General features: G+C 51.7%; 13 protein-coding genes. 4 read left to right on the top strand and 9 right to left on the bottom strand.

Going from position 1 to position 19279, the window contains the following annotated elements; all coding sequences use genetic code 11:
• Positions 1–132: 132 nt before the first annotated feature.
• The 6 genes from CYPRO_RS06105 to msrB all read right to left on the bottom strand — a co-directional run bounded on the left by CYPRO_RS06105 (position 133) and on the right by msrB (position 7534).
• Positions 133–1869: a PQQ-dependent sugar dehydrogenase gene (locus CYPRO_RS06105; RefSeq protein WP_164682582.1), complete on the bottom strand. Its 1737-nt coding sequence runs from the start codon at positions 1867–1869 to the stop codon at positions 133–135.
• 405 nt (positions 1870–2274) lie between these two features.
• Entirely contained in the window at positions 2275–3960 is a 1686-nt protein-coding gene (locus CYPRO_RS06095; RefSeq protein WP_114983764.1) for a M1 family metallopeptidase, read from the bottom strand.
• 5 nt (positions 3961–3965) lie between these two features.
• Positions 3966–4412, bottom strand: a complete 447-nt coding sequence (locus CYPRO_RS06090) for a type II toxin-antitoxin system VapC family toxin (protein ID WP_114983763.1) — start codon at positions 4410–4412, stop codon at positions 3966–3968.
• A 9-nt stretch (positions 4413–4421) separates the two neighbouring features.
• Positions 4422–4682, bottom strand: a complete 261-nt coding sequence (locus tag CYPRO_RS06085; RefSeq protein ID WP_114983762.1) for a CopG family ribbon-helix-helix protein — start codon at positions 4680–4682, stop codon at positions 4422–4424.
• Positions 4683–4824: 142 nt separating this feature from the next.
• The gene (locus CYPRO_RS06080; protein ID WP_114983761.1) at positions 4825–6810 is read right to left on the bottom strand and encodes a M1 family metallopeptidase; all 1986 of its coding nucleotides are present in this window, start codon (positions 6808–6810) and stop codon (positions 4825–4827) included.
• Positions 6811–6910: 100 nt separating this feature from the next.
• The gene (msrB, locus tag CYPRO_RS06075; RefSeq protein ID WP_114983760.1) at positions 6911–7534 is read right to left on the bottom strand and encodes a peptide-methionine (R)-S-oxide reductase MsrB; all 624 of its coding nucleotides are present in this window, start codon (positions 7532–7534) and stop codon (positions 6911–6913) included.
• A gap of 175 nt (positions 7535–7709) precedes the next feature.
• Here msrB and CYPRO_RS06070 point away from each other — a divergent pair, with 175 nt between their 5' ends.
• From CYPRO_RS06070 to CYPRO_RS06060, 3 genes are all read left to right on the top strand, one after another.
• Positions 7710–8687 carry a DUF4097 family beta strand repeat-containing protein gene (locus CYPRO_RS06070; RefSeq protein ID WP_114983759.1) on the top strand — a complete coding sequence of 326 codons (978 nt, stop codon included), beginning with the start codon at positions 7710–7712 and terminating at the stop codon, positions 8685–8687.
• Positions 8688–9127: 440 nt separating this feature from the next.
• Positions 9128–11185, top strand: coding sequence for a S9 family peptidase (locus CYPRO_RS06065; RefSeq protein WP_124245541.1), 2058 nt, complete (start codon positions 9128–9130; stop codon positions 11183–11185).
• Between the two features lie 746 nt (positions 11186–11931).
• Positions 11932–13920 (top strand): TonB-dependent receptor plug domain-containing protein, encoded by a 1989-nt coding sequence (locus CYPRO_RS06060; RefSeq protein ID WP_114983757.1) that lies wholly within the window; start codon positions 11932–11934, stop codon positions 13918–13920.
• Positions 13921–14039: 119 nt separating this feature from the next.
• On the opposite strand, the gene CYPRO_RS06055 is transcribed toward CYPRO_RS06060, so the two are convergent.
• Positions 14040–14459, bottom strand: coding sequence for a DUF805 domain-containing protein (locus tag CYPRO_RS06055; RefSeq protein WP_114983756.1), 420 nt, complete (start codon positions 14457–14459; stop codon positions 14040–14042).
• A 331-nt stretch (positions 14460–14790) separates the two neighbouring features.
• Between CYPRO_RS06055 and CYPRO_RS06050 the strand changes: the two genes are divergently transcribed.
• A complete protein-coding gene (locus CYPRO_RS06050) occupies positions 14791–16350 on the top strand; it encodes a capsule assembly Wzi family protein (RefSeq protein WP_114983755.1) in 1560 nt (519 codons plus the stop codon).
• A gap of 367 nt (positions 16351–16717) precedes the next feature.
• On the opposite strand, the gene CYPRO_RS06045 is transcribed toward CYPRO_RS06050, so the two are convergent.
• Positions 16718–17683, bottom strand: a complete 966-nt coding sequence (locus CYPRO_RS06045) for a hypothetical protein (RefSeq protein WP_114983754.1) — start codon at positions 17681–17683, stop codon at positions 16718–16720.
• Positions 17684–18095: 412 nt separating this feature from the next.
• Positions 18096–19208, bottom strand: a complete 1113-nt coding sequence (locus CYPRO_RS06040; protein ID WP_114983753.1) for a hypothetical protein — start codon at positions 19206–19208, stop codon at positions 18096–18098.
• Between the last annotated feature and the right edge of the window lie 71 nt (positions 19209–19279).

Genomic DNA, 19279 nt, shown 5'->3' with positions numbered 1-19279 from the left:
CCAAAAAAGTTAGTTCTTGTGGGTCTTAATATTGAAAAGTCAAATATTATAATAACGTAATGTACGAATTCCGGCCGCCGTTAAGAAGACTTAATTTATTCCGGGGCAACCAATTGAAGTATGATAAACCGCTTATTTTACAAGGGTCATTTTGCGCGTCATGACCATATCGCCCGTTTGCAGCCGCACAAAATACAGGCCGCTTGCCAATCCGCTGCCATCAAAACGTACCTGATGGGTTCCTGCCTGAACGGTACCCGTGGCAAGGGTAGAAACCAGCCTGCCCGTCGAATCAAAAACCTGCAGCCTGATTTCTGCGCGCTCAGGCAGTTCAAATGTGAGGGTTGTGGTCGGGTTGAAGGGGTTGGGATAGCTTGGGTGCAACACAACTTCCCGCGGAAGCTCGGCCGAGACCGGAACCGAAACCGGATCTTCGATAAAAAACGGGACGGCTTCACTCCATGCCCCGCTGCCGGCTTCATTTTGCGTGCGCACCCGCGCCCATGCCGCCTGACCCGTTTCGGCTACGGTGATTTCCGTTGACACCAATGCTGTTTCGCCTTCTGCAAGGATGTTTTCGAAGGATGATTCATTTCCGATCTGATACTGATAGGTGTCGGCTCCGGGAATCTCATCCCAGCTCATCATAAATGTGGCAGGTACGGAATCCTCAGCAAGCGGCTGTGTAACGGCACTTGTCTCGGGTGTTGTGACAATCCGAAATACGCCCCCGTTGTTATAGCCCAAAATGTAAAGCTCGCCATCCCTGTCCTGCGCGAAAGATGAGATATTCATCGGAAGATTGATGAGCTCTGTGTTGGATACGGCTTCAAAGGTTTCTTCATCAAAGGCAAGCGCCCAGACCCGACCCGAAATAAAATCCCCGTAGATGTATTTGCCATAAAGAGAAGGATTTTTCTGACCGCGATAGACGAACCCGCCGGTGATGGAGCGGTCGCCGTTGTTGTGATTGTACTCAAAAACCGGAAGCTCCAATCCTTCAGGGTCGCAGTTTGAGCCGGGCGGGAAACAGTTGGAACCTTCGAGAATATTCCAGCCGTAATTTTTGCCGTTTTCGATAATATGGATGGCTTCCCAGGCATTTTGGCCTACATCACCGGTCCAGAGAACGCCGCTTTCCCGGTCAAACGAAATCCGCCACGGATTTCGCAGGCCCCAGGCGAATATTTCAGGCATGCCGCCTCCGTTTACAAAAGGATTGTCTTCCGGAATCAGATAGCTTGCATCGTCCGTGTTGACATCAATCCGCAGCATAGCCCCGAGAAGGTTGTCCGGATTTTGCGCATTGTTTTGTGGATCCCCGCCGCTTCCGCCATCCCCGGAGGCAATATAAAGAAACCCGTCAGGTCCAAAGGCAATATCACCGCCATTGTGATTGCTGAAGGGCTGATTGAATATGAGAAGCTGCTGCTCGCTCGCAAGATCCGGATCCCCGTTTTCATCGGTGGTAAATCTGGATATGACGGTCCTTAGCGGATTGGCAATGGTGTAGTTCACATAAAAGCGGCGGTTTTGCTCAAAATCAGGATCAAACGCCAAACCCAGCAAACCGCGCTCCCCTCCTGAAATGAGCTGCGAAGAAAGATCGAGCCAGGTCGTAAGCTGCTGCACTTGCGCACTCCTGTCAAGCCTGAAAATCCGCCCTTGCTGCGAAACAATGAACAGATTATCAGAACCAGGCTGCGGTTGCAGGCCTAATATCTGATTTACATTCACCCCGGGAAAAGCTTCCGTAACAATAAGCTCCTGATCCTGCGCCTGCACGGTTTCAGCGGAATAAAGAAGCACAAACATCGTGACCAATACTGCGGGTAGTATTGAATACAAATTGCGAATAGATACCATCATAACGCCCTCTGATTGTTGGTGATAACTCGCCCTACTTAAGAAGATTTGACCGCTGATAGTTCATATGAACCCGCATTATTCACCAAGAAATTTTCTTGCTGGCAAGGCGAAGATGAAAACTCAGCGGAAGGGTACCTGAGTACCCTGAGCATGAGTTTTCAGCTTCAACGCAGCCAGCGGGGAAATTTCGCTGCGCGGGAATCGCTTCGCTCGGAGCGCAGTCTTTACACCACACTCAAAATTGGACTACCAGTTTTTTTTTCGCTAAGCTTAATTTAAACTTACACTTAGCAAATAAATCCTGTATTATTGTGAATGATGCGGGTTAAATCTAACGGGTTCAATTATTTTTATTAAGGTAACACGGGCGCAGCGTCGCATACCCATTCACCAGAAAAAAAAATTTCATCGGTCAAACAGATTTTCTGTCAGATACCAAAACTGCGGATCAAGAACCGGCTTGTCTTGAGAGTGAATGTGCTGAGCCTCGGTACCAAGCTGAATAAGCTGTACGCCGGCTGAGGTGCGCACTTCAACCGGAATGGTCAGCTCAGCCCCGCTGAGGTAAACGGCCCAGGTCTGATCGCTGACCTCATGAAGCTCAAAACGCGGTAAATCTGTTTGGTACAGATACAGTTCGAAAAGCGGAGCTAAGGGGATTTCGGTATAAAGCTGCAGGTACGCACGGATGGCATCCGTATCGGTGTAACCGTATCTGTTTGAGACAGCAAAGGATCGCATGGCCTCCAGAAAAGTATCGCGCCCTAACACATGCATGAGCGTGTGCATAAACCAGGCGCCTTTGTAATATACATCATGGTTATACACTTCAGCCGAAGTTACATCCGTGCCCGGAATGATAGGCTGATGGTTCCGGATGAAGCCCACATACTCACGGATTTTATCATAATACACTTCCGGGCTGTAAAAATCCCACAGGAACAGTGCGTCCGTAAATGTTGTAATGCCTTCATGAATCCAAAAGTCTGCCCAGTCACGGACTGTAACAGCATTCCCCCACCACTCATGTCCCATCTCGTGCAGCAAAAGCCAGTCGTAAGGGCGGTCATCAATTACTGTATACTCAAAATCATTGCCGTACGCATTTATGGTCTGATGTTCCATGCCCAGATACGGAGTATGTACCAAACCGAACTTCTCGGTGGTAAAGGCATATTCCCCGTAATACGCCCTCAGCTGATACAACTTTTGCAGCGTCATTTTTAACAACTGCGGACCCTCATGCGCATACGACTCCAATACATAAAATACCACCGGCATCTCGTCCCCAACTTCCGTGAGGTAGGCCGTACGTACTTCTTCAAATATCCCCATCGTCACGTTAATGTTATAATTATGGATGGGATAGCGGGTCATCCAGACAAACCTTTGACGTGCTTCGTCAACCACCTCCTGCAATTCAAGCAAACCATTGGAGGCCACAAAATAAGGCTTGGGCACTGTGACGTCTATGCGGACGCTGTCAGCACGACTCGTGGGATGATCTTTGGCAGGCAACCATAGCTTAGCCCCCTCCAGCTGACACGAAACCGAAACCCAGTGACGGTCTTCGCTGTCACGCGCCCAGGTAAATCCCCCCTGCCAGGGCGGACGTACCGCAACCGGCGGTGCGCCGCTGTAGCTGATTTCCAGCGGCATAATCTGATTCGCACCCAACTTTCGGGGCAGATCAACCACAAGCTTATCCTGTTCATGCGTGAAGCTGAGCGGGCTATCACTGTATCGTACTGCGGTCACTTTAAAATGATTAACCAGGTCGAATTCGACCTGGTTAATGTCATGCTCAAGTGCGAAGACATGCGCCGTAACGGTTCCGGAAATCTCCTGCAACTCCGGATGAATTTCGAGCTGTATATCGTAAAAGGTAACATCGAATCCCTGTTGCAGAGAAGATAATGGTCCGCCGCTTGACCAGTTCTGAGCGTGCATTGGCCCTGCATAAATAAAAATGGCAGCAAATAAAACCCACACCCCTAACAGCCGCTTTAAGGGTTTTCCGGATGAGTGCACTTGCGGCTGTATTTTCATCATACTCAGGTCAGAGACGGTTTCACAGGATTTGGAAGACATAAAATTCAGTATTGAAGCACATTATGGAGGTATTCGCCGTCGGGCATGCGATAAATATTGAAATCGCGGTCGATGGTCAATATCTGCGTAACATTCATCTGATCAGCGGCAACGAGTAAACTGATATCCGCAAGGTCTGCCTCAATATTGCGGTATTTGTCGAAATAGGTTTTGATATCAGGGATAACATCCGAACTCATTTCGTAAATCTGTACCCCGTTTCTTTCTACCCAGGTGAGCAAATCAAGCTGTGCATTCACATGAAAGCCCAGCATGTGCAGGGCTTCCGTCAGCACCGGCCAGGTTGTGATGAGCTTTCCGTTAAACGTTTTGATGTAATCCAACACCAGCTGATGATAGCTGTCATCCCGGTCGAACAGGGCGATCAGGGGCCCTGCATCAACCAGAATGTACCGAAGCGGGATGATAGTAGACCTGCCTTTCCTGGCCATTTTTCAGACTTAGTAAGGGTAGGATTTGTTGTGCTTACGGGCGAGCTTTTGACGAAGCTTGGTTTTGTAGCTCACAGCGTTATCTGTAGTGCCGCTGCCATAATTGCCGAAGAGCGGCTCACCGACGAGATAAGGCTGACTGTGACTTTCTTCTTGTTCGAGATAGGCCACGAGCGCTTCTTTGATGAGCGCTGAGCGGCTGATTTGTTTGGCCTCTGCAAGGCTGTCAAGCTTTTGCTCGAGTTCTTTGGGGAGACGGACGGAAGTCATGGCTTAGGGGCTTATACATTTACGGATGTGTTGGCTTAAACCTGAAATGGGGGGAATGCACCCATGCAGGATTAGTGACAATTAGGTTTTACTTAACCCAATTGTACTACATAATGTATTACTTTTTCTTCGGTTTTTCAAGTCACCTAATGTCATATACCATATTATTTCTGTCGATATCCGGGAAGTGCCGGTCGGGGTCTATTTCTACCCGAAGTACATCGGTGTAAGGTACGCGGTATTCAGCCTCCCGGGTACCGGTCAGCCAGTGTTCGTGCGATATGCGGCCTTCGTTTACCTCACCGGTTGCGCGGGTTATCCGGAGCAATACCGGCATGGGCACGTTCCCCAAATCACGTATACTGATTACCGTATGTCCGTCTTCAACATATACCTGATGTATGCTTTGGTTAAGCGTCCAGGTTTCGTAGTACCAGGCCCGCCAGAACCAGGACAGGTCCATGCCGCTTACACGCTCAAATGTGCGGAACATATCCCATGGGTAAAGTTGCTTCCAGGCCCACTCGTGTACCATGGTTTGGTATGCTTCCCGAAATGCTTCTTCGCCAATTACCCCCCGCAGCGCAACCAGCACAGAAGCCGGCTTGGGATAAGAAGCAATGCCGTATGCCTGTTGCGAATAATGAAAATCGGACCAGCGCATAATGGGACCCTCGCGCCCTGAACGGGCAAAAGAAATATAGTTCAGCTGTGTCGAAGCGTGTTTATCTACATCAGGGAAACGATTGTGCCGCGCCTCATCCGTCGCAAAAACCGTGTTGCCCTCATCAATCCAGGTGTAAATCCGCTCGTTGGTACTCACAATCATTGGGAACCACATGTGCGCGAGTTCGTGTGCGGTTACGCTGTACAGCGCCATCGCGCCCCGCTGATTGTAATCGCCCATGAGCGTCATCATCGGGTATTCCATGCCGCCACCAATGATGGTAGAGCCCTCCACCGATGTCATGTGCGGCCACGGATACGGGAAACCGGTGAACTCCGACAGAAAGCTGATGGCGTGCGCATTGTACTCGGCTACCTCGGTCCACAGCGGGGCAAGCTCACGGTAGAAGGCGTTCATGAGCGAATAGTTGGTTTCACCGTCGCCATTCAGATCGCCGACCGGGGTACGGCGCGCGTCCCAGAAAGATTTCCGGGTAGCGCTGAAGGCCACGTCGCGTACACGCTCCGTTTCGAAGCGCCAGGTGAGCATGCCGTTTTCACTTTCAGCGGTTGCGTTTCTGCCGAAGTCCTCGGCGGTGATTACGTGTATCACCTCGTCGCTTTCCTGCGCTGCGATATACCGCTCCAGCACATGCGGTGCAAGCGTCTCTTCGGGATTCAGGTATTCGCCGGTCGCCATAACAACCCAGTCATCCGGCATGGTAATGGACAGGCGGTAGTCTGCGAACCCGTGATAAAATTCGGCATTCCCGCGGAAAGGCTCGGTAAACCATCCGTACACATCATCATACACGCTGAACTGCGGATACCAGTACCCCAAGAAGAAAAGGTCGTCGGCCCAGCCGTTGCGTCCTGAAGCACCCCGCCGCGGTATATCAACCGTCCAGTCAATTTCAACCTCGACCTCCCCACCGCTCGGCAGAGCTTCTGCGAGATAAATAATGAGCTGCGTGCCCTGCACTTCATAAGCCGGAAACGGGTTGCGGCCTTCCGTCAGCGTTCTTCCGTTAACCGTTACGGACTGAATTTCTTTTCCGCCGGTCACATCCTGCGCACGCGCCCTCACAACACCCTTGCGGTGAACGTTCAGCGACAGCTCCATGTGAAGCCGTCCGAGTTCATCCGGCGACTGATTCATATACACGGCTTTCATGCTGCCTTCGAGCTTTTTGGTATCGGGGTTGAGCGTCGCTGCGATATCGTAGGTAGCATATTGCTGCCAGAAATGCTCCCCCGGTGCCCCTGTCTCCGTTCGGGTACCGTTGGCTATGGCAGCCAGATATTCTTCAGGAATATCTATCGGATACGGAATGGGCCTGACGTCGTGCAGCAACATCAGGTTTTGGGGTGTTTCTTCTTTGATGATCGTTTCTGATGATGAGCATGCCCAAAGCAGTTGAAAAGTGAGCAGAAGGGTTGCTACCGTATAGAATCGCGCCATAACAGTTTTTCGGACTTGGATATAAATTCGGGTGAACAGTGACTTCAAAATACGCGCACTTAATGCCAGCTGTTGTAAAACTTCTGGCAGCCAAAAGGCCTCACTTTGCCGCTACTTCTTGTGGCACGAAGATCATCGCGGCAGAATTCATGCAATACCGCAGACCGGTCGGCTCAGGACCATCATCGAACACATGTCCAAGGTGAGAGTCGCAGCGCGCGCAAATGACCTCCGTCCTTACCATAAAAAAGGAGCGGTCTTCGCGGTAATCGGTGCTGATTTTCGCCAACGGCTCCCAAAAGCTCGGCCATCCGGTCCTTGAATCATACTTCACCTCAGATGAAAACAACGGATGATGACAGCCACGGCAGTAATAAATCCCTTCCCGGGTTTCACTGTTATAAGCGTTGCGCCAGGGCAGCTCGGTGCCTTCATTGCGCAAAATCCTGTATTCCGCACGGGTCAGCAGCTCCCGCCACTCGCGTTCGGTACGTGTTACGCGATCAATTACGGAGCGATCAGTGAGTTCCCGAAAGGCCGCGATTTCTTCCACGCTTAGCGGCTCTACCTGCAGATGGGGCCTCTCCTGCACCGCTTCCGCCTCCTCAGCAAAAGCAAGTTCAGCGGGCACCCGCTCTTCTTCAGGTCCGGAAGCACATCCCCCGATAAAAAAAAGAAATAAATAAACCGGCAGGATCAGGCGAAAGGTTAAAAAAGAATTCATGCGTACTTTTTTTGTTTTTTGATGATGACTTCCAAACCGGCATGGGCTTCTCAAGGTTCAGTCAGGCCCCGTTTTGACCTCTGAAAAATAAGTCCGTCCTACTCCAACATTTCCAAAAAAACCTGCGTAAAATGCGAACTCCAGTTAGTTCCTGTATTCCTTCAAACTAAACCTGATGTCTTCCATGAAAGCCAAATGCACGCTTCTGTTTTCCGTTTTCGCCCTCCTTCTTTTGCCACTCCCTGCCTATGTGCATGCGCAGCCGGATAACACAACCCTCACCCAAACCTTCCGAACCGGCAGCAGTCCGCAGCTCAGTGCGGCTACTTCGGGCGGCAACATCACCTTTGAAACACACAACCGCGATGAAGTCGTCATACATGTCATCGCCCGAAAGGGACGAGCATACCTCAGCGCCGACGAGCTTGACAGCTATGCTGAGCTCATTTTCAACGAGAGCGACAATCAGATTTCGGTCGAAGCCCAGCGCAGAAACAGCTCGGGCTTCTCATTTTTCGGTCGCTCATCATCCGCCAATGTCAGCATTTCCTACCACATTCTTGCCCCCTCAGCAAGCAGCACAAACGGCAGAACCTCAGGAGGCAACATTTCGCTCAACGGCTTTGACGGCGGACACCAGTTGCGTACCAGCGGCGGAAACATCACCCTCACGCAAACCAGCGGCACCATCCGCGCACAAACGAGCGGCGGGAACATTCAGATTACCGGAGTCAGCGGTGAGCTCGACGCCCGCACCTCCGGCGGACGCATTACCCTCAACGACAGCAATGGCCGCCTCAACGTGCGTACATCCGGCGGAAACATCAACATCCGCGACGTGAACGGCTCCGTTGAAGCGCAAACCTCCGGGGGCAACATCACCGCTTCGGTCCGCGAACCCGGCGAAATCCTCAACCTGCGCACCAGCGGCGGCAATGTGAGCCTCAACCTGCCGGCCACCCTCACGGCAGCCGACAGCCCCGGCCTTGAGCTGAGCCTGCGCGGCAGCAGTGCGAACCTTCAGGGCAACCTCCACAGCGTTATGCAGAACAGCAATGTCAACCGCAACAGCGTCAGCGGCACGTTCGGCAAGGGCGCAACAAAAGTAGAGCTGCGCACCTCCGGCGGACGCGCAACCCTGACCTTCGAATAATCCCCAAAACCGCTCCATACTCCGGGAATGCGATCAACCGCATTCCCTTTTTTTGTTTCCGTAACCCGCTGCAGGTCGGCCTGAACATAACGCACAGCCATTTCTTAGTTTATTTTTTTGTGGGGGAAACTCCGTGAGCATCACGGTCTTTCGTGGCAGATCAGCGCTCCCAAATCATAATTTGAGTCCCTTGCTTTTTTGGGTTTCTAAGCTGGTAGATATTGTTGATTTGGCAATACAAAAGCATATTTACAAGGAAAACGGAGTAAAAAATTAGCGCAAATCCCGCTGACGCTTTTTTGGCAGCATAGCATTATTATTACCTATTGCCAATTCCTTATCCCTCCCACAAACAGATCTCCATGATGAAACTGTACCCAGCACCCATTTTACCATTTCGTTATAACGAAGTATCGTTTCCAAAAACGATCATAACCGGTTTGACCATCCTTCTCGCCTTCATCCTCTTTCCCGGCTGTCAAGCTACAGCAAACACGATCCAGGATACTGATACCCGCAGCGGACTCTCCCCGGAGCTCATGATGGAGCTCGGGCGCGTTGGAAATCCCGTTGTGTCGCCCGATGGCCGCTCTGTGCTGTTCACCATCACCTATATGTCGGTTGACGAGAATTCGTCGTCCACCCACATCTACCGGCGTGATATCGGTTCCGGCATTATCATGCAGCTTACTACCGGTGCTTCGGCCTCTGCGCCGGTCTGGCATCCGTCCGGCGACCGCATCGGCTTCATGCGCGGCGGTCAGTTCCACGAAATGGACCCCGACGGCACCTACCTCAGTCAGGTGACCGACATCGAAGGCGGCGTGATGTTCGTGCAGTACAGCCCCGATGGCCGGCACCTCTCCTTTGTGCGGAATGTGCGCGTTGATCCCACCTCCCTCGACCTCTACCCCGAGTACCCGCTCGCGAATGTCCGCATCATCGACAACCTCATGTACCGCCACTGGGATAGCTGGCACGACGGCACCTACCGTCACCTGCATATTGCGCCCTATGCCGACGGCGCACTCACCGGCGAGCCGCTCAACATCATGGCCGGTCAGCCCTACGACACCCCGCTCAAGCCCTTCGGCGGCTCCTCACAAATTGCCTGGCATCCCTCCGGTGAGCTGATCGCCTACACCTCCAAAAAAATGGACCGCACCGAGTACGCCTACAGCACCGATTCCGACATCTACCTCTACAACCTGCGCACCGGCGAAACACGCAACCTCACTGCCCCCAACCCCGGCTACGATTTTTACCCTGCCTTCAGCCCCGACGGCAACACCATGATCTGGAATCAGATGGTCACCCCCATGTACGAGAGCGACCGCTACCGTCTCATGGAGCTGCACCTGGAAACCGGCAACACCCGCGAGCTCAGCACCGGCTTTGACGGCAACATGAACGCTGCGCGCTTCAGCCGCGACGGCAGCCGGATTTACATCACAAGCGGCATCGAAGCGACCGTGCAGATTTTCGAGCTGAACATGCTTGCCCGCTCCATGTTCCCGCCGGTACGGCAGCTCACCGACGGCATCCACGATGTAACCGGCTTCGAAGAAGGGCTCGATACCGACGGCAACCCGGTGCTCGTTGCGGGCGTCATGTCCATGTCCTCGCCGGTCGAGCTCTACCTCGTTGCCGCCGAAGACGGCGCCATGGACCGGTTCACCCACATCAACGACGAGCTGATGGGCAGCCTCACCCTGGGCGAGGTCACCCAACGCTGGGTCGAAACCACGGACGGCAAACAAATGCTCGTCTGGGTCATCCTCCCCCCGAATTTCGATGAATCGCAGCAGTACCCGGCCCTTCTCTACGCACAGGGCGGCCCGCAGGGCACCGTCTCACAATTCTTCTCCTATCGCTGGAATTTCCAGGTGATGGCCAACGCCGGCTACGTTGTTGTCGCCCCGAACCGCCGCGGACTTCCCTCCTTCGGCGAAGAATGGAACCGCCAAATCAGCGGCGACTGGGGCGGACAGGCCATGCAGGATTTGTTCAGCGCCATCGATAACGTCAAAGAAGAACCCTGGGTCGATGAAAACCGCCTCGGTGCCGTAGGCGCAAGCTTCGGCGGCTACTCCGTCTTCTGGATGGCCGGCAACCACGAAGGCCGCTTCAGCGCCTTCATTTCCCATGCCGGGGTGTTCCACCTCGAGGCCATGTATGGCACCACCGAGGAAATGTTTTTCGTAAACTTCGACCTCGGCGGCTCCTACTGGGAAGAGCCGCGCCCGGTGAGCTACGACGCGCACTCGCCCCACCTCTTCGTCCAAAACTGGGATACACCCATCCTCATCATTCACGGCGAACTCGATTTCCGGGTGCCGGTCACTGAAAGCTTTCAGGCCTTCACCGCGGCACAGCGCCTCGGCATCGACAGCCGCATGGTGCTCTTCCCCACCGAAAACCACTGGATTCTCACCCCGCAGAACAGCCTGCTCTGGCACCGCGAGTTCTACAGCTGGCTGGATAAATACCTGAAATAAATAGCTTCAGGTCCGCCATATTGTAGCAAAATCAGAAACGTATTGGTATCATCCGGAAGGGTGTTAATTTTAACAAAAAGCTGACTATATGAAAGAGTCCTATCAAAAACCGGGATTGCGGGTAACCACATTTGATTCGGATGTTTCCGTCGCGCTTATGTCGCCTCTCTCCGTACCGATTCCACCCCCGCCACCACCGCCACCGGTTTAGCCCGCATTATTCACCAAGAAATTTTCTTGCTGGCAAGGCGAAGCTGAAAACTCAGCGGAGGGGTACCTAAGTACCCTGAGCATGAGTTTTCAGCTTCAACGTAGCCAGCGGGGAAATTTCGCAGTCTTCACACCACACTTAAATTCGGGCTACCGGTGTTTTTCACTAAGCCAAATTTAAACTTACATTTAGCAAATAAATTCAGTTTAAATGTGAATAATGCGGGTTAGCAACAGGTAAATCTGTTTCTCCTCCGGATAGTCCGATTTGAAGGCAACCCATACTATGCCATCTCCTACTGTCAAAGAAAACTGTTGGGGATGGCATTTTTATTTTGCTTTAAGGGGCAAAGCTTCAGCCAAAATGCGGGGTTAGCGAAACAGAAATCACCTTGTAATTGGCAGCGTGCGCTGGTAAAAAATTTTCACACAGATTTGCTAACCGGTTCCTATTTTTGCCTGTCGCATGTCGAAGTCATCTTTCGGCTGACTTAGCCTTAACCTGCTTTTCACCCTTTCCCTAACTTTCGCTGTTCATGCGCTTCATATCTGTTCTTTTGATTTCCTTTTGGATGATTTTGATTCTCTTCCTTACACCAGCACAGGTAAATGCTCAGGCTACCGCTTCAGCAGAAGCCGACTCGCTCCTGCAGCTTGAGCTCAACCGTGTCATTGTAAGTGCACAGCGGGCGCCGCTGCGGTTTTCGGAGCTGCGGCGCTCCGTTCAGGTTGTCAGTCGTCAGGAAATTGAACAAAGCGGCGCGCAGGATATGAGCGCCCTTTTAAGCCTCGTACGTGGTGTTGATGTACGGAGCCGGGGAAGTTTTGGGATGCAAAGCGATATCATCATCCGCGGCGGCACCTTTGATCAGACCCTCGTGCTGCTGAACGGCGTGAACCTGACAGATCCGCAGACCGGCCATCACAACCTGAATTTACCGGTTGATATCAGCAGCATTGAGCGCATAGAAGTATTGCACGGTGCTGGTGCGCGGATTTTCGGCCCCAATGCCTTCAACGGGGCTATCAACATCATCACGCGGGAGCCGGGAACCGAACACCTGCAGGTTTCGGGATCAGCGGGTCAGCACGGCTTCGCAAACGCAGGCCTTTCCGCAGGCTTTGAAACCGGGATGGCGCGGCACCATTTTTCGATGGGCGGGATAAGAAGCAGCGGGTATATTGAAAATACCGATTTTCGGAACGGCAGCCTGTTCTACCACATCAAACATCCCGCGGCCGGCGGAGAAGCAAGCCTGCAGGCGGGCTTCAATGGGCGGGCATTCGGGGCAAACAGCTTTTATACTCCGGTATTTCCGGATCAGTTTGAACAAACCCAAACCTTTTTTGCGGCGCTCAGCTGGCAACCGGATGGTGCGCTTCGTCTTACCCCGACGGTTTACTGGCGCAGGCACAGCGACCGCTTTGAGCTTTTTCGGAATGAAGCACCGGCCTGGTACAGCGGGCACAACTACCATCAGTCAGATATTCTTGGCGCGACGCTGAACTGGACGCACCTTAGCCGTTTTGGCAGTTCGTCTGCCGGCCTTGCGTACCGGTACGAGCACATCTGGAGTAATGTACTGGGCGATCCCCTGTCAGAGCCACGGGCCGTACCCGGTGCTTCAGAAGCCTTTTTCACGAAGGCCTACGGCCGTACGGGGCTTAGCTTAATGGCTGAGCACAGTTTTACCTACGGTCCTTTCTCCCTTTCGGGGGGCGGGCTTTTATACTACAATTCCGACCTTGCGCAGGATGTCACCTTTTTTCCCGGCATTGACGCGGGTGTGCAGCTCAGCGAACGTCTTCGAATATATGGCAGCCTGAACCGTACCCTCCGGCATCCAACCTTCACCGACCTGTTTTATGAAGGTCCTAATAATTTAGGAAACCCCGATTTACAGCCCGAGCGGGCCATCTCTGCTGAAACCGGCTTCATGGCAGGAAGCGGACCTGTATTTTGGGAATCTGCCTTTTTCCGGCGCTGGGGAACCAATATCATCGACTGGACACGACGCCCGGGCGAAGACAGCTGGCGCAGCGAAAACCTTACCGAAGTAACCATTAGCGGAATGGAACACAGCCTTACATGGTATCTGCCGGCTGCGCTCACGCCGCTTAGCGGTACAGGTACCGGCGTACACCGCAGCCTGAAGCTTAGCTATGCATTCATCGACGCCGGGCGGCGCAGCGGAGCATTTATCTCGAATTACGCCCTTGATTTTTTGCAGCACAAAGTTGCCATGACCCTGCGGCACCCGCTAACCTCAAACGGCGGATTCGTGCTTAATATCAGCTGGCAGCAGCGCGCAGGTGAGTTTATGCTCTTTGAAAACGGCGCATTTACCGAAAGCAAGCCATTTGAGCCTTTCTTCATGACTGACCTGCACGTTTTTGCACGCTTCGGAAACTTCACCCTGTTTGCAGAAGCTTCCAACGCGCTCGACGTTTCCTATAATGATATTGCCAATGTGCCACAGCCCGGGCGCTGGATACGCAGCGGTCTTTCCTTTACGCTTCGATAATTATATCAATACGATAAGCCATAATCCAAGCCAGTTGTTTTGAGTGTGCTTGCTGGTTCGTTTACTTCGTTAATGATTGTCGGTTTTGACACGAAACACATTTTGAAGTACGGCCGGGCTTAGTGAGTGTCACGCTTCCAAAAATCTTCATCCCTGGGCAAAGCTGCAGAACCGATGTTTGTTTCGGCTTTGGGATCCGGGCCGTAGTAGTTATCGCCGGGCGTGCCGTCAACCAATAAGAAATAAAGCAACGCAAAGAGACCGAAAGCCGGCAGTATAATCACAAGAATCCACCAGCCCGAACGGTTGGAGTCATGCATACGCCGCACCGTAACTGCTAAAGACGGAACTAAAACAGCAAAGTTGTATAGAGTACCGTAGAAGAATACTTCATCGGTTTCGACACCGAACCATGTACCCAAAGAAGTTATCACAAAGAATATCAGCACGTTAAAAAGCCAGAAAAGCCAGAATTCCCTTCTTCGGGATCGCCCGCTAAAATCAGTGTAGCGATTCAGCGCTTTGAAATACCATTTCATGTAATACGTTCGGATTATGTTTAAGGAAAGCTCATCATATCATTATTTTGAAGGCTGAAAATAAGAAAACCAGACCGATTTTATTCCAGTCCAACCGGAAAGATCCCGCGGTACAGACTCATGCAGGAAACCCGGTTCTGTTTTACTTCTTTAGCCGGAGTCTGTCTAAGGCACAAAATTATGCTCCGGTGCTTATCCTGCGCAATTGCATGGTTTAGCTGTATCACATTTTAGGATGCGTATCATTAGGATACGAATGGTATCTTTCGGTGCTGCCAAATCCAAATCTTATATGAACCTGTTTTAAGCGCTCCACACCAAATCTATTATCGTGCTTACACGCCGCATTGCTTTCGTCCTTTTTTTTGTGTTCTTCACAACAGCTTGCCTGCATGACGTTCAGGCACAGACCGGTTCATATCCGCAGGGGCTCAGTTTTGGGTATGGCTGGGAGACCGGAGCTGGCGCTGGTTTTTCCGGTACGCAACCGTTTTGGCTGCATGCCAATCAGCATGGGCAGGTAGATCCGTACAGTGCCAATGCGATGTCCAATTTCTTTGGATTCGGCCGCTACAGTCTGAACAACGGACTTACGCTTACAGCGCAGGCAGATTTGTTTGTCCGCGCTTCACAGGACTCACAGCTGCACTTTACTGAAGGTTTTGTTCAGCTCAGTTACGGCTCTTTTGACCTTTGGGCCGGCAGAAAGCGGGAGCGTTTCGGCCTGATTCACCCGACGCTATCCACCGGCAGCATGGATCTTTCTGAAAATACCCGTCCGCTGCCGCAAATCGTTTTTGCTACCCGCGGATTTATGCCTGTCCCCTTCACCCGCGGGGTACTTTTTGCCGATGCTTCTCTGGGTCATGGCTGGCAAAATGACTTCAATGACCGTTTTGTGGAAGGGCTTGTACGGGTTCACCGCAAACATCTTTATCTCCGGATTTTCAGTAATGATGCGCCCCTTGTGCTTTATGGGGGTCTGAAGCACTTCGCACAATGGGGCGGCTCAAGTCCGCTGCACGGCAGTTCTCCCGTAAATTTCAGGTCTTTTATTGATGTCTTTTTTTCAAGGGCAGCTGATTCGAATGAAATTATTGGCGGGGGGCAGCTGCTCAACAGTGCGCAAAATCACCTCGGAACCTATGATTTTGCATTCAAAATCAATACAGAACGATACGTTATTTCCGTAAGCCGGCAATTTATCCTTGAAGATACGCCAAACGCCCGCTTTGGCACGCCCTGGGAAGGTCTTTGGGGTGCTTCGCTTACCTTTCGTCCCCCACCTGAAAGGCGCTCATGGCGTTCAACGCGAACAGCCCCCGCTCCCGTCGCAGGACAGCGACAGCAAAGCCGGCTTCATCCCGGCTACCACAGTTCGGATGACACCTTCCGTCCCTTCCTGAAGAGTATTCATTACGAATACCTTGATGTTATGAGTGATATGTTTCGCTTTCCGCAGCGGGCACGGGACGAGTACTTCAACTACTACAACCACTGGGCATATCGCGGGGGATGGACTTATTTCGGCAATACGCTCGGCAACCCCTTATTTCTGACGGACCGCGATTTTCTCGGGGTTGTGAATAACGAAATTTTCGCCCATCATCTCGGGCTCGAAGGCTTTTTAGGAAAAGCTTTTGACTGGCGCTTTTTTGCAACCTACAGCCGGAATTACGGGGCCAACAGAGTCACCCACAGGTCGAATTTATCGGGTCGGGAAAAACTGCTGACAGAACGCCGCGATCAGTGGTCGTTCATGCTTGATATGGGCACAAACACCTTGTTACCCCGAACCGAAACACGACTCAGACTCGCGTTCGACCGCGGCGATGTTCATCCGAATACGCTGGGCGCGATGGTTACCCTACGATGGGTCTCTGAGCAATAGTCTGGACAGCTTAACAGTGATTATGAAGCACCGCAACACACATCCCGGATGTGAATAATGCTGCCTGTTGCAGGGACGCTGCCCGCTTTGAAGATGATGATGGCGCGATACAGCTGCTGTTGACCTTTTGCATTCGGCAAGCTCAAGAATCCTGTACGAAGACAAAAACAAGTGCCTATCCTGCGTTATATGCTGATGCTGCCGGTTAGCTTGTGGGCTGGTTTTCGGAGAAAAAAGCAAGGGGCCTATCTTTGATTTGGGATTTCTCAATCTGTCGCCCAAACTCCTGATGTTCACGAAATTTTCCCCCAAAAATAAAAAAACCGGAATCAGCGCTGCCACAATAGCGGGGCTTCTTTTGCCGGATCTACCCGCCTTGCGTCAGTTGGGTCCAGCGGCGTTCGGCATAGGCTTCGAACACTTCTTTTTCGTGCAGCCAGCCAAAATGGAGGAGGTAGGGCGTTACCCAGATGTGATCGTTGCTGCGCGGCAGTGCCCAGAAAAGGCTTTTCAGGAGCTTGTGAACCCATAGCGTTTTTATGCCCCGAAGCCCGTAAATAAATGGGTTGCAGTAATATTTACAGGCGACTTTCGTGAAATCCGCATTGTGGTGTGTGAGGTAGCGGATGTAGTCGAGTTGCAGACTTTCGTAGCCGTTGAACCATGGCATGAGGTGCAGGCCGAGATGGCTTACGGCCATGCCAAGGCTCCATTCGCAGCTCTCAAGACTGCGTTTTTTTTCGTTGGTTCGGCTTGTGAAATGGGTTTCATCCATGCGATGGAGGAATGCCGTTGCCTGCTCGCATACTTCGCGGGTGAGTTGCTCATCACGTGCGAACATCAGGCCTGTTTGTACCCTGTAAAGGTGTGTAAGTCCGAATCTGCGCAGGGTTCTCTGCCGGCGTCGAAAAAGGATGTGGGGCGATATGCCAAATGATTTGGGTGCACCAAAAAAAATATCCGCTGACTTGTTTCCTGTAAGCGTGAACCCAAACGGCCGCATGCTGTACCAAACAGGATCGGGATTCCGGCACCAAATCATATCGGAATCAAGGTACATATTGCATGTGAAGGGCATGAAGCGGTACAGCTGATGTTTAAACCCGATAATAGACTGATTTTCTTGAGGCAGGATGACAATTTTTGTGAACCACTCTCTGAATGCAAGTTTTTGCAGTTCATTGGCGTGTTCTTCAGAACAGTACAGGGCTACAGGTCGGACGGTATCAAAGCGGCGAAGCGCGTCAACTGCTACAATGACATCGCGCAGATAGCTCTGCTTGCCGAAGCTGGTAAAAACGTATCCTTCATCCCCTTTTAGCTCGTGCGGCATTAGCTGTGCAATTGTGGGTTCATTTTAAGCGTATCGGGTGTATGAGCCGGGCAAAAACCTGAAGCGGAGCGATACTGCTGAAGCTGTGCCACGGATTTAATCCGAACTTGTTTTGACTGATTGGATGCCCCAAAATACCAATTATACCCTGTTATTCCCTTACTTAATAATTTCCCGACTTATGTTCAGGATAAAATGAATATACTGCTCTAAGCTTTATAGTATCATGTACTTTTGCCTATAAAAAATCCTGAACAGAAGAGTATGCGCGTCAATGAAATCTCTACCGTTGTTTGGGTTATGAAAAAGCTATGTGTGGATACCTTCGTTGAGTTCCGCCGGGCGCATTATTGTTCGTTTTCTTAAAAGACCGTTTCTTTGCGAATCCTGCGTGTCATCAGGCGCTGTTTTTTTAGTCGACGAGGAAGAAGTTATAAAATCCCGTGGCCGTCTCACGACCCGGAACGCTAAAAGTTGCTTCACCCCTGAATTCAAGCACTTCGCCCCCCAAAAAAGTGCGCGCAACCCTGCGCTCAACCCATGAGAGCTCCGAAAGCATGGAAAACCGCTCCATGTCGCGCTCACGCCTTAGGTTTGCGACTTTGATGGTACCGGCGGGGTGCATGAGCATAATTTCGGCTTCCGCAGCTACACGCTTACCATGCAGCCTCGATGTATTTTTGCGCTCAATGTTGTGTACTGCAAATATATCCTGCTCTCCGGCGGTACTGCTCAGCATGTACCCAATTGTGCGCAGATTTCGCTCTCCCGCCGGCAGAAAGAAAAACAGGACATCCCAGTTGTCTTCATCGGTGTGTGAGATGAAGCGGTATCCGCTGTCCATCAATCGCGTTGTGGTTTGGTGCTGAAAGGTGTGGTCCATGTGGGCCGTGCCGGTAACATCGCGGCGCGTGCCATTCACTTCTATGTGCCCGCGTGCTCTTGCAAAGGGGATGTGCGTAAAAATGCCGATCTCTTCACTGCCGATCCGATAGATGCCATCCCCAAACTTGAAACCCGGATGGATATCATCAAGAAAAAGGTGTATATCATAGGTAATGCCGTCTTTTGTGGTTTCAATACGCAGCTGCATATCATCGGGCAGGCTGCCTTTGAACCATACTTCGCGTTCGTCGCGCAGCTGAAACAAGCCGGTTTCGCGATCCTGAATGAGTTCTTCAATCGGATATTCACGGGTGAGCTGCCAGGTTTCACCTTCCAGGCCGACGACTGAAACCCTGACACCGGATACCGGTGATTTTAAGCTGCCGAAGTTGGCTGCCGAAAAAGTGATAGTGACGAGCATGCCGTCATCCATAAAAAAGTGCCAGGTCCAGAATTCGTTAAAATGACTTCCGCTTAGGGTTTGTGCCCAAATATGATCTGCGTTTAGCGGCGAAAGCTCCCCGGAAGGATTCAGGGGCTGTGCATTCGTTTCCGTTATACCGCCCCCATGCCATGCTGCCATGATGATCACACTTAGCATGATGGCTTTCAAATAGGATACTGTGCTAATTTTGCGCATGACGACGTTCCGGGTAAACTTAAGTTACGGCTGCTTTATGGGGAGCTTGGTTTGCAGGGATAAATCCTGCG

Origin of the sequence: Cyclonatronum proteinivorum (assembly GCF_003353065.1) — a bacterium.
GTDB classification, from domain to species: Bacteria; Bacteroidota; Rhodothermia; order Balneolales; family Cyclonatronaceae; genus Cyclonatronum; species Cyclonatronum proteinivorum.
This window is presented reverse-complemented; position numbering and strand designations above follow the sequence as displayed.

What these genes read in the sequence shown, in the direction of transcription:
- CYPRO_RS06045 (WP_114983754.1), bottom strand. Translation starts at nt 17,683, where the DNA reads ATGCCGCACGAGCTAAAAGGGGATGAAGGATACGTTTTTACCAGCTTC.
- CYPRO_RS06105 (WP_164682582.1), bottom strand. Translation starts at nt 1,869, where the DNA reads ATGATGGTATCTATTCGCAATTTGTATTCAATACTACCCGCAGTATTG.
- CYPRO_RS06055 (WP_114983756.1), bottom strand. Translation starts at nt 14,459, where the DNA reads ATGAAATGGTATTTCAAAGCGCTGAATCGCTACACTGATTTTAGCGGG.
- msrB (WP_114983760.1), bottom strand. Translation starts at nt 7,534, where the DNA reads ATGAATTCTTTTTTAACCTTTCGCCTGATCCTGCCGGTTTATTTATTT.
- CYPRO_RS06090 (WP_114983763.1), bottom strand. Translation starts at nt 4,412, where the DNA reads ATGGCCAGGAAAGGCAGGTCTACTATCATCCCGCTTCGGTACATTCTG.
- CYPRO_RS06040 (WP_114983753.1), bottom strand. Translation starts at nt 19,208, where the DNA reads ATGCGCAAAATTAGCACAGTATCCTATTTGAAAGCCATCATGCTAAGT.
- CYPRO_RS06080 (WP_114983761.1), bottom strand. Translation starts at nt 6,810, where the DNA reads ATGGCGCGATTCTATACGGTAGCAACCCTTCTGCTCACTTTTCAACTG.
- CYPRO_RS06060 (WP_114983757.1), top strand. Translation starts at nt 11,932, where the DNA reads ATGCGCTTCATATCTGTTCTTTTGATTTCCTTTTGGATGATTTTGATT.
- CYPRO_RS06085 (WP_114983762.1), bottom strand. Translation starts at nt 4,682, where the DNA reads ATGACTTCCGTCCGTCTCCCCAAAGAACTCGAGCAAAAGCTTGACAGC.
- CYPRO_RS06070 (WP_114983759.1), top strand. Translation starts at nt 7,710, where the DNA reads ATGTCTTCCATGAAAGCCAAATGCACGCTTCTGTTTTCCGTTTTCGCC.
- CYPRO_RS06095 (WP_114983764.1), bottom strand. Translation starts at nt 3,960, where the DNA reads ATGTCTTCCAAATCCTGTGAAACCGTCTCTGACCTGAGTATGATGAAA.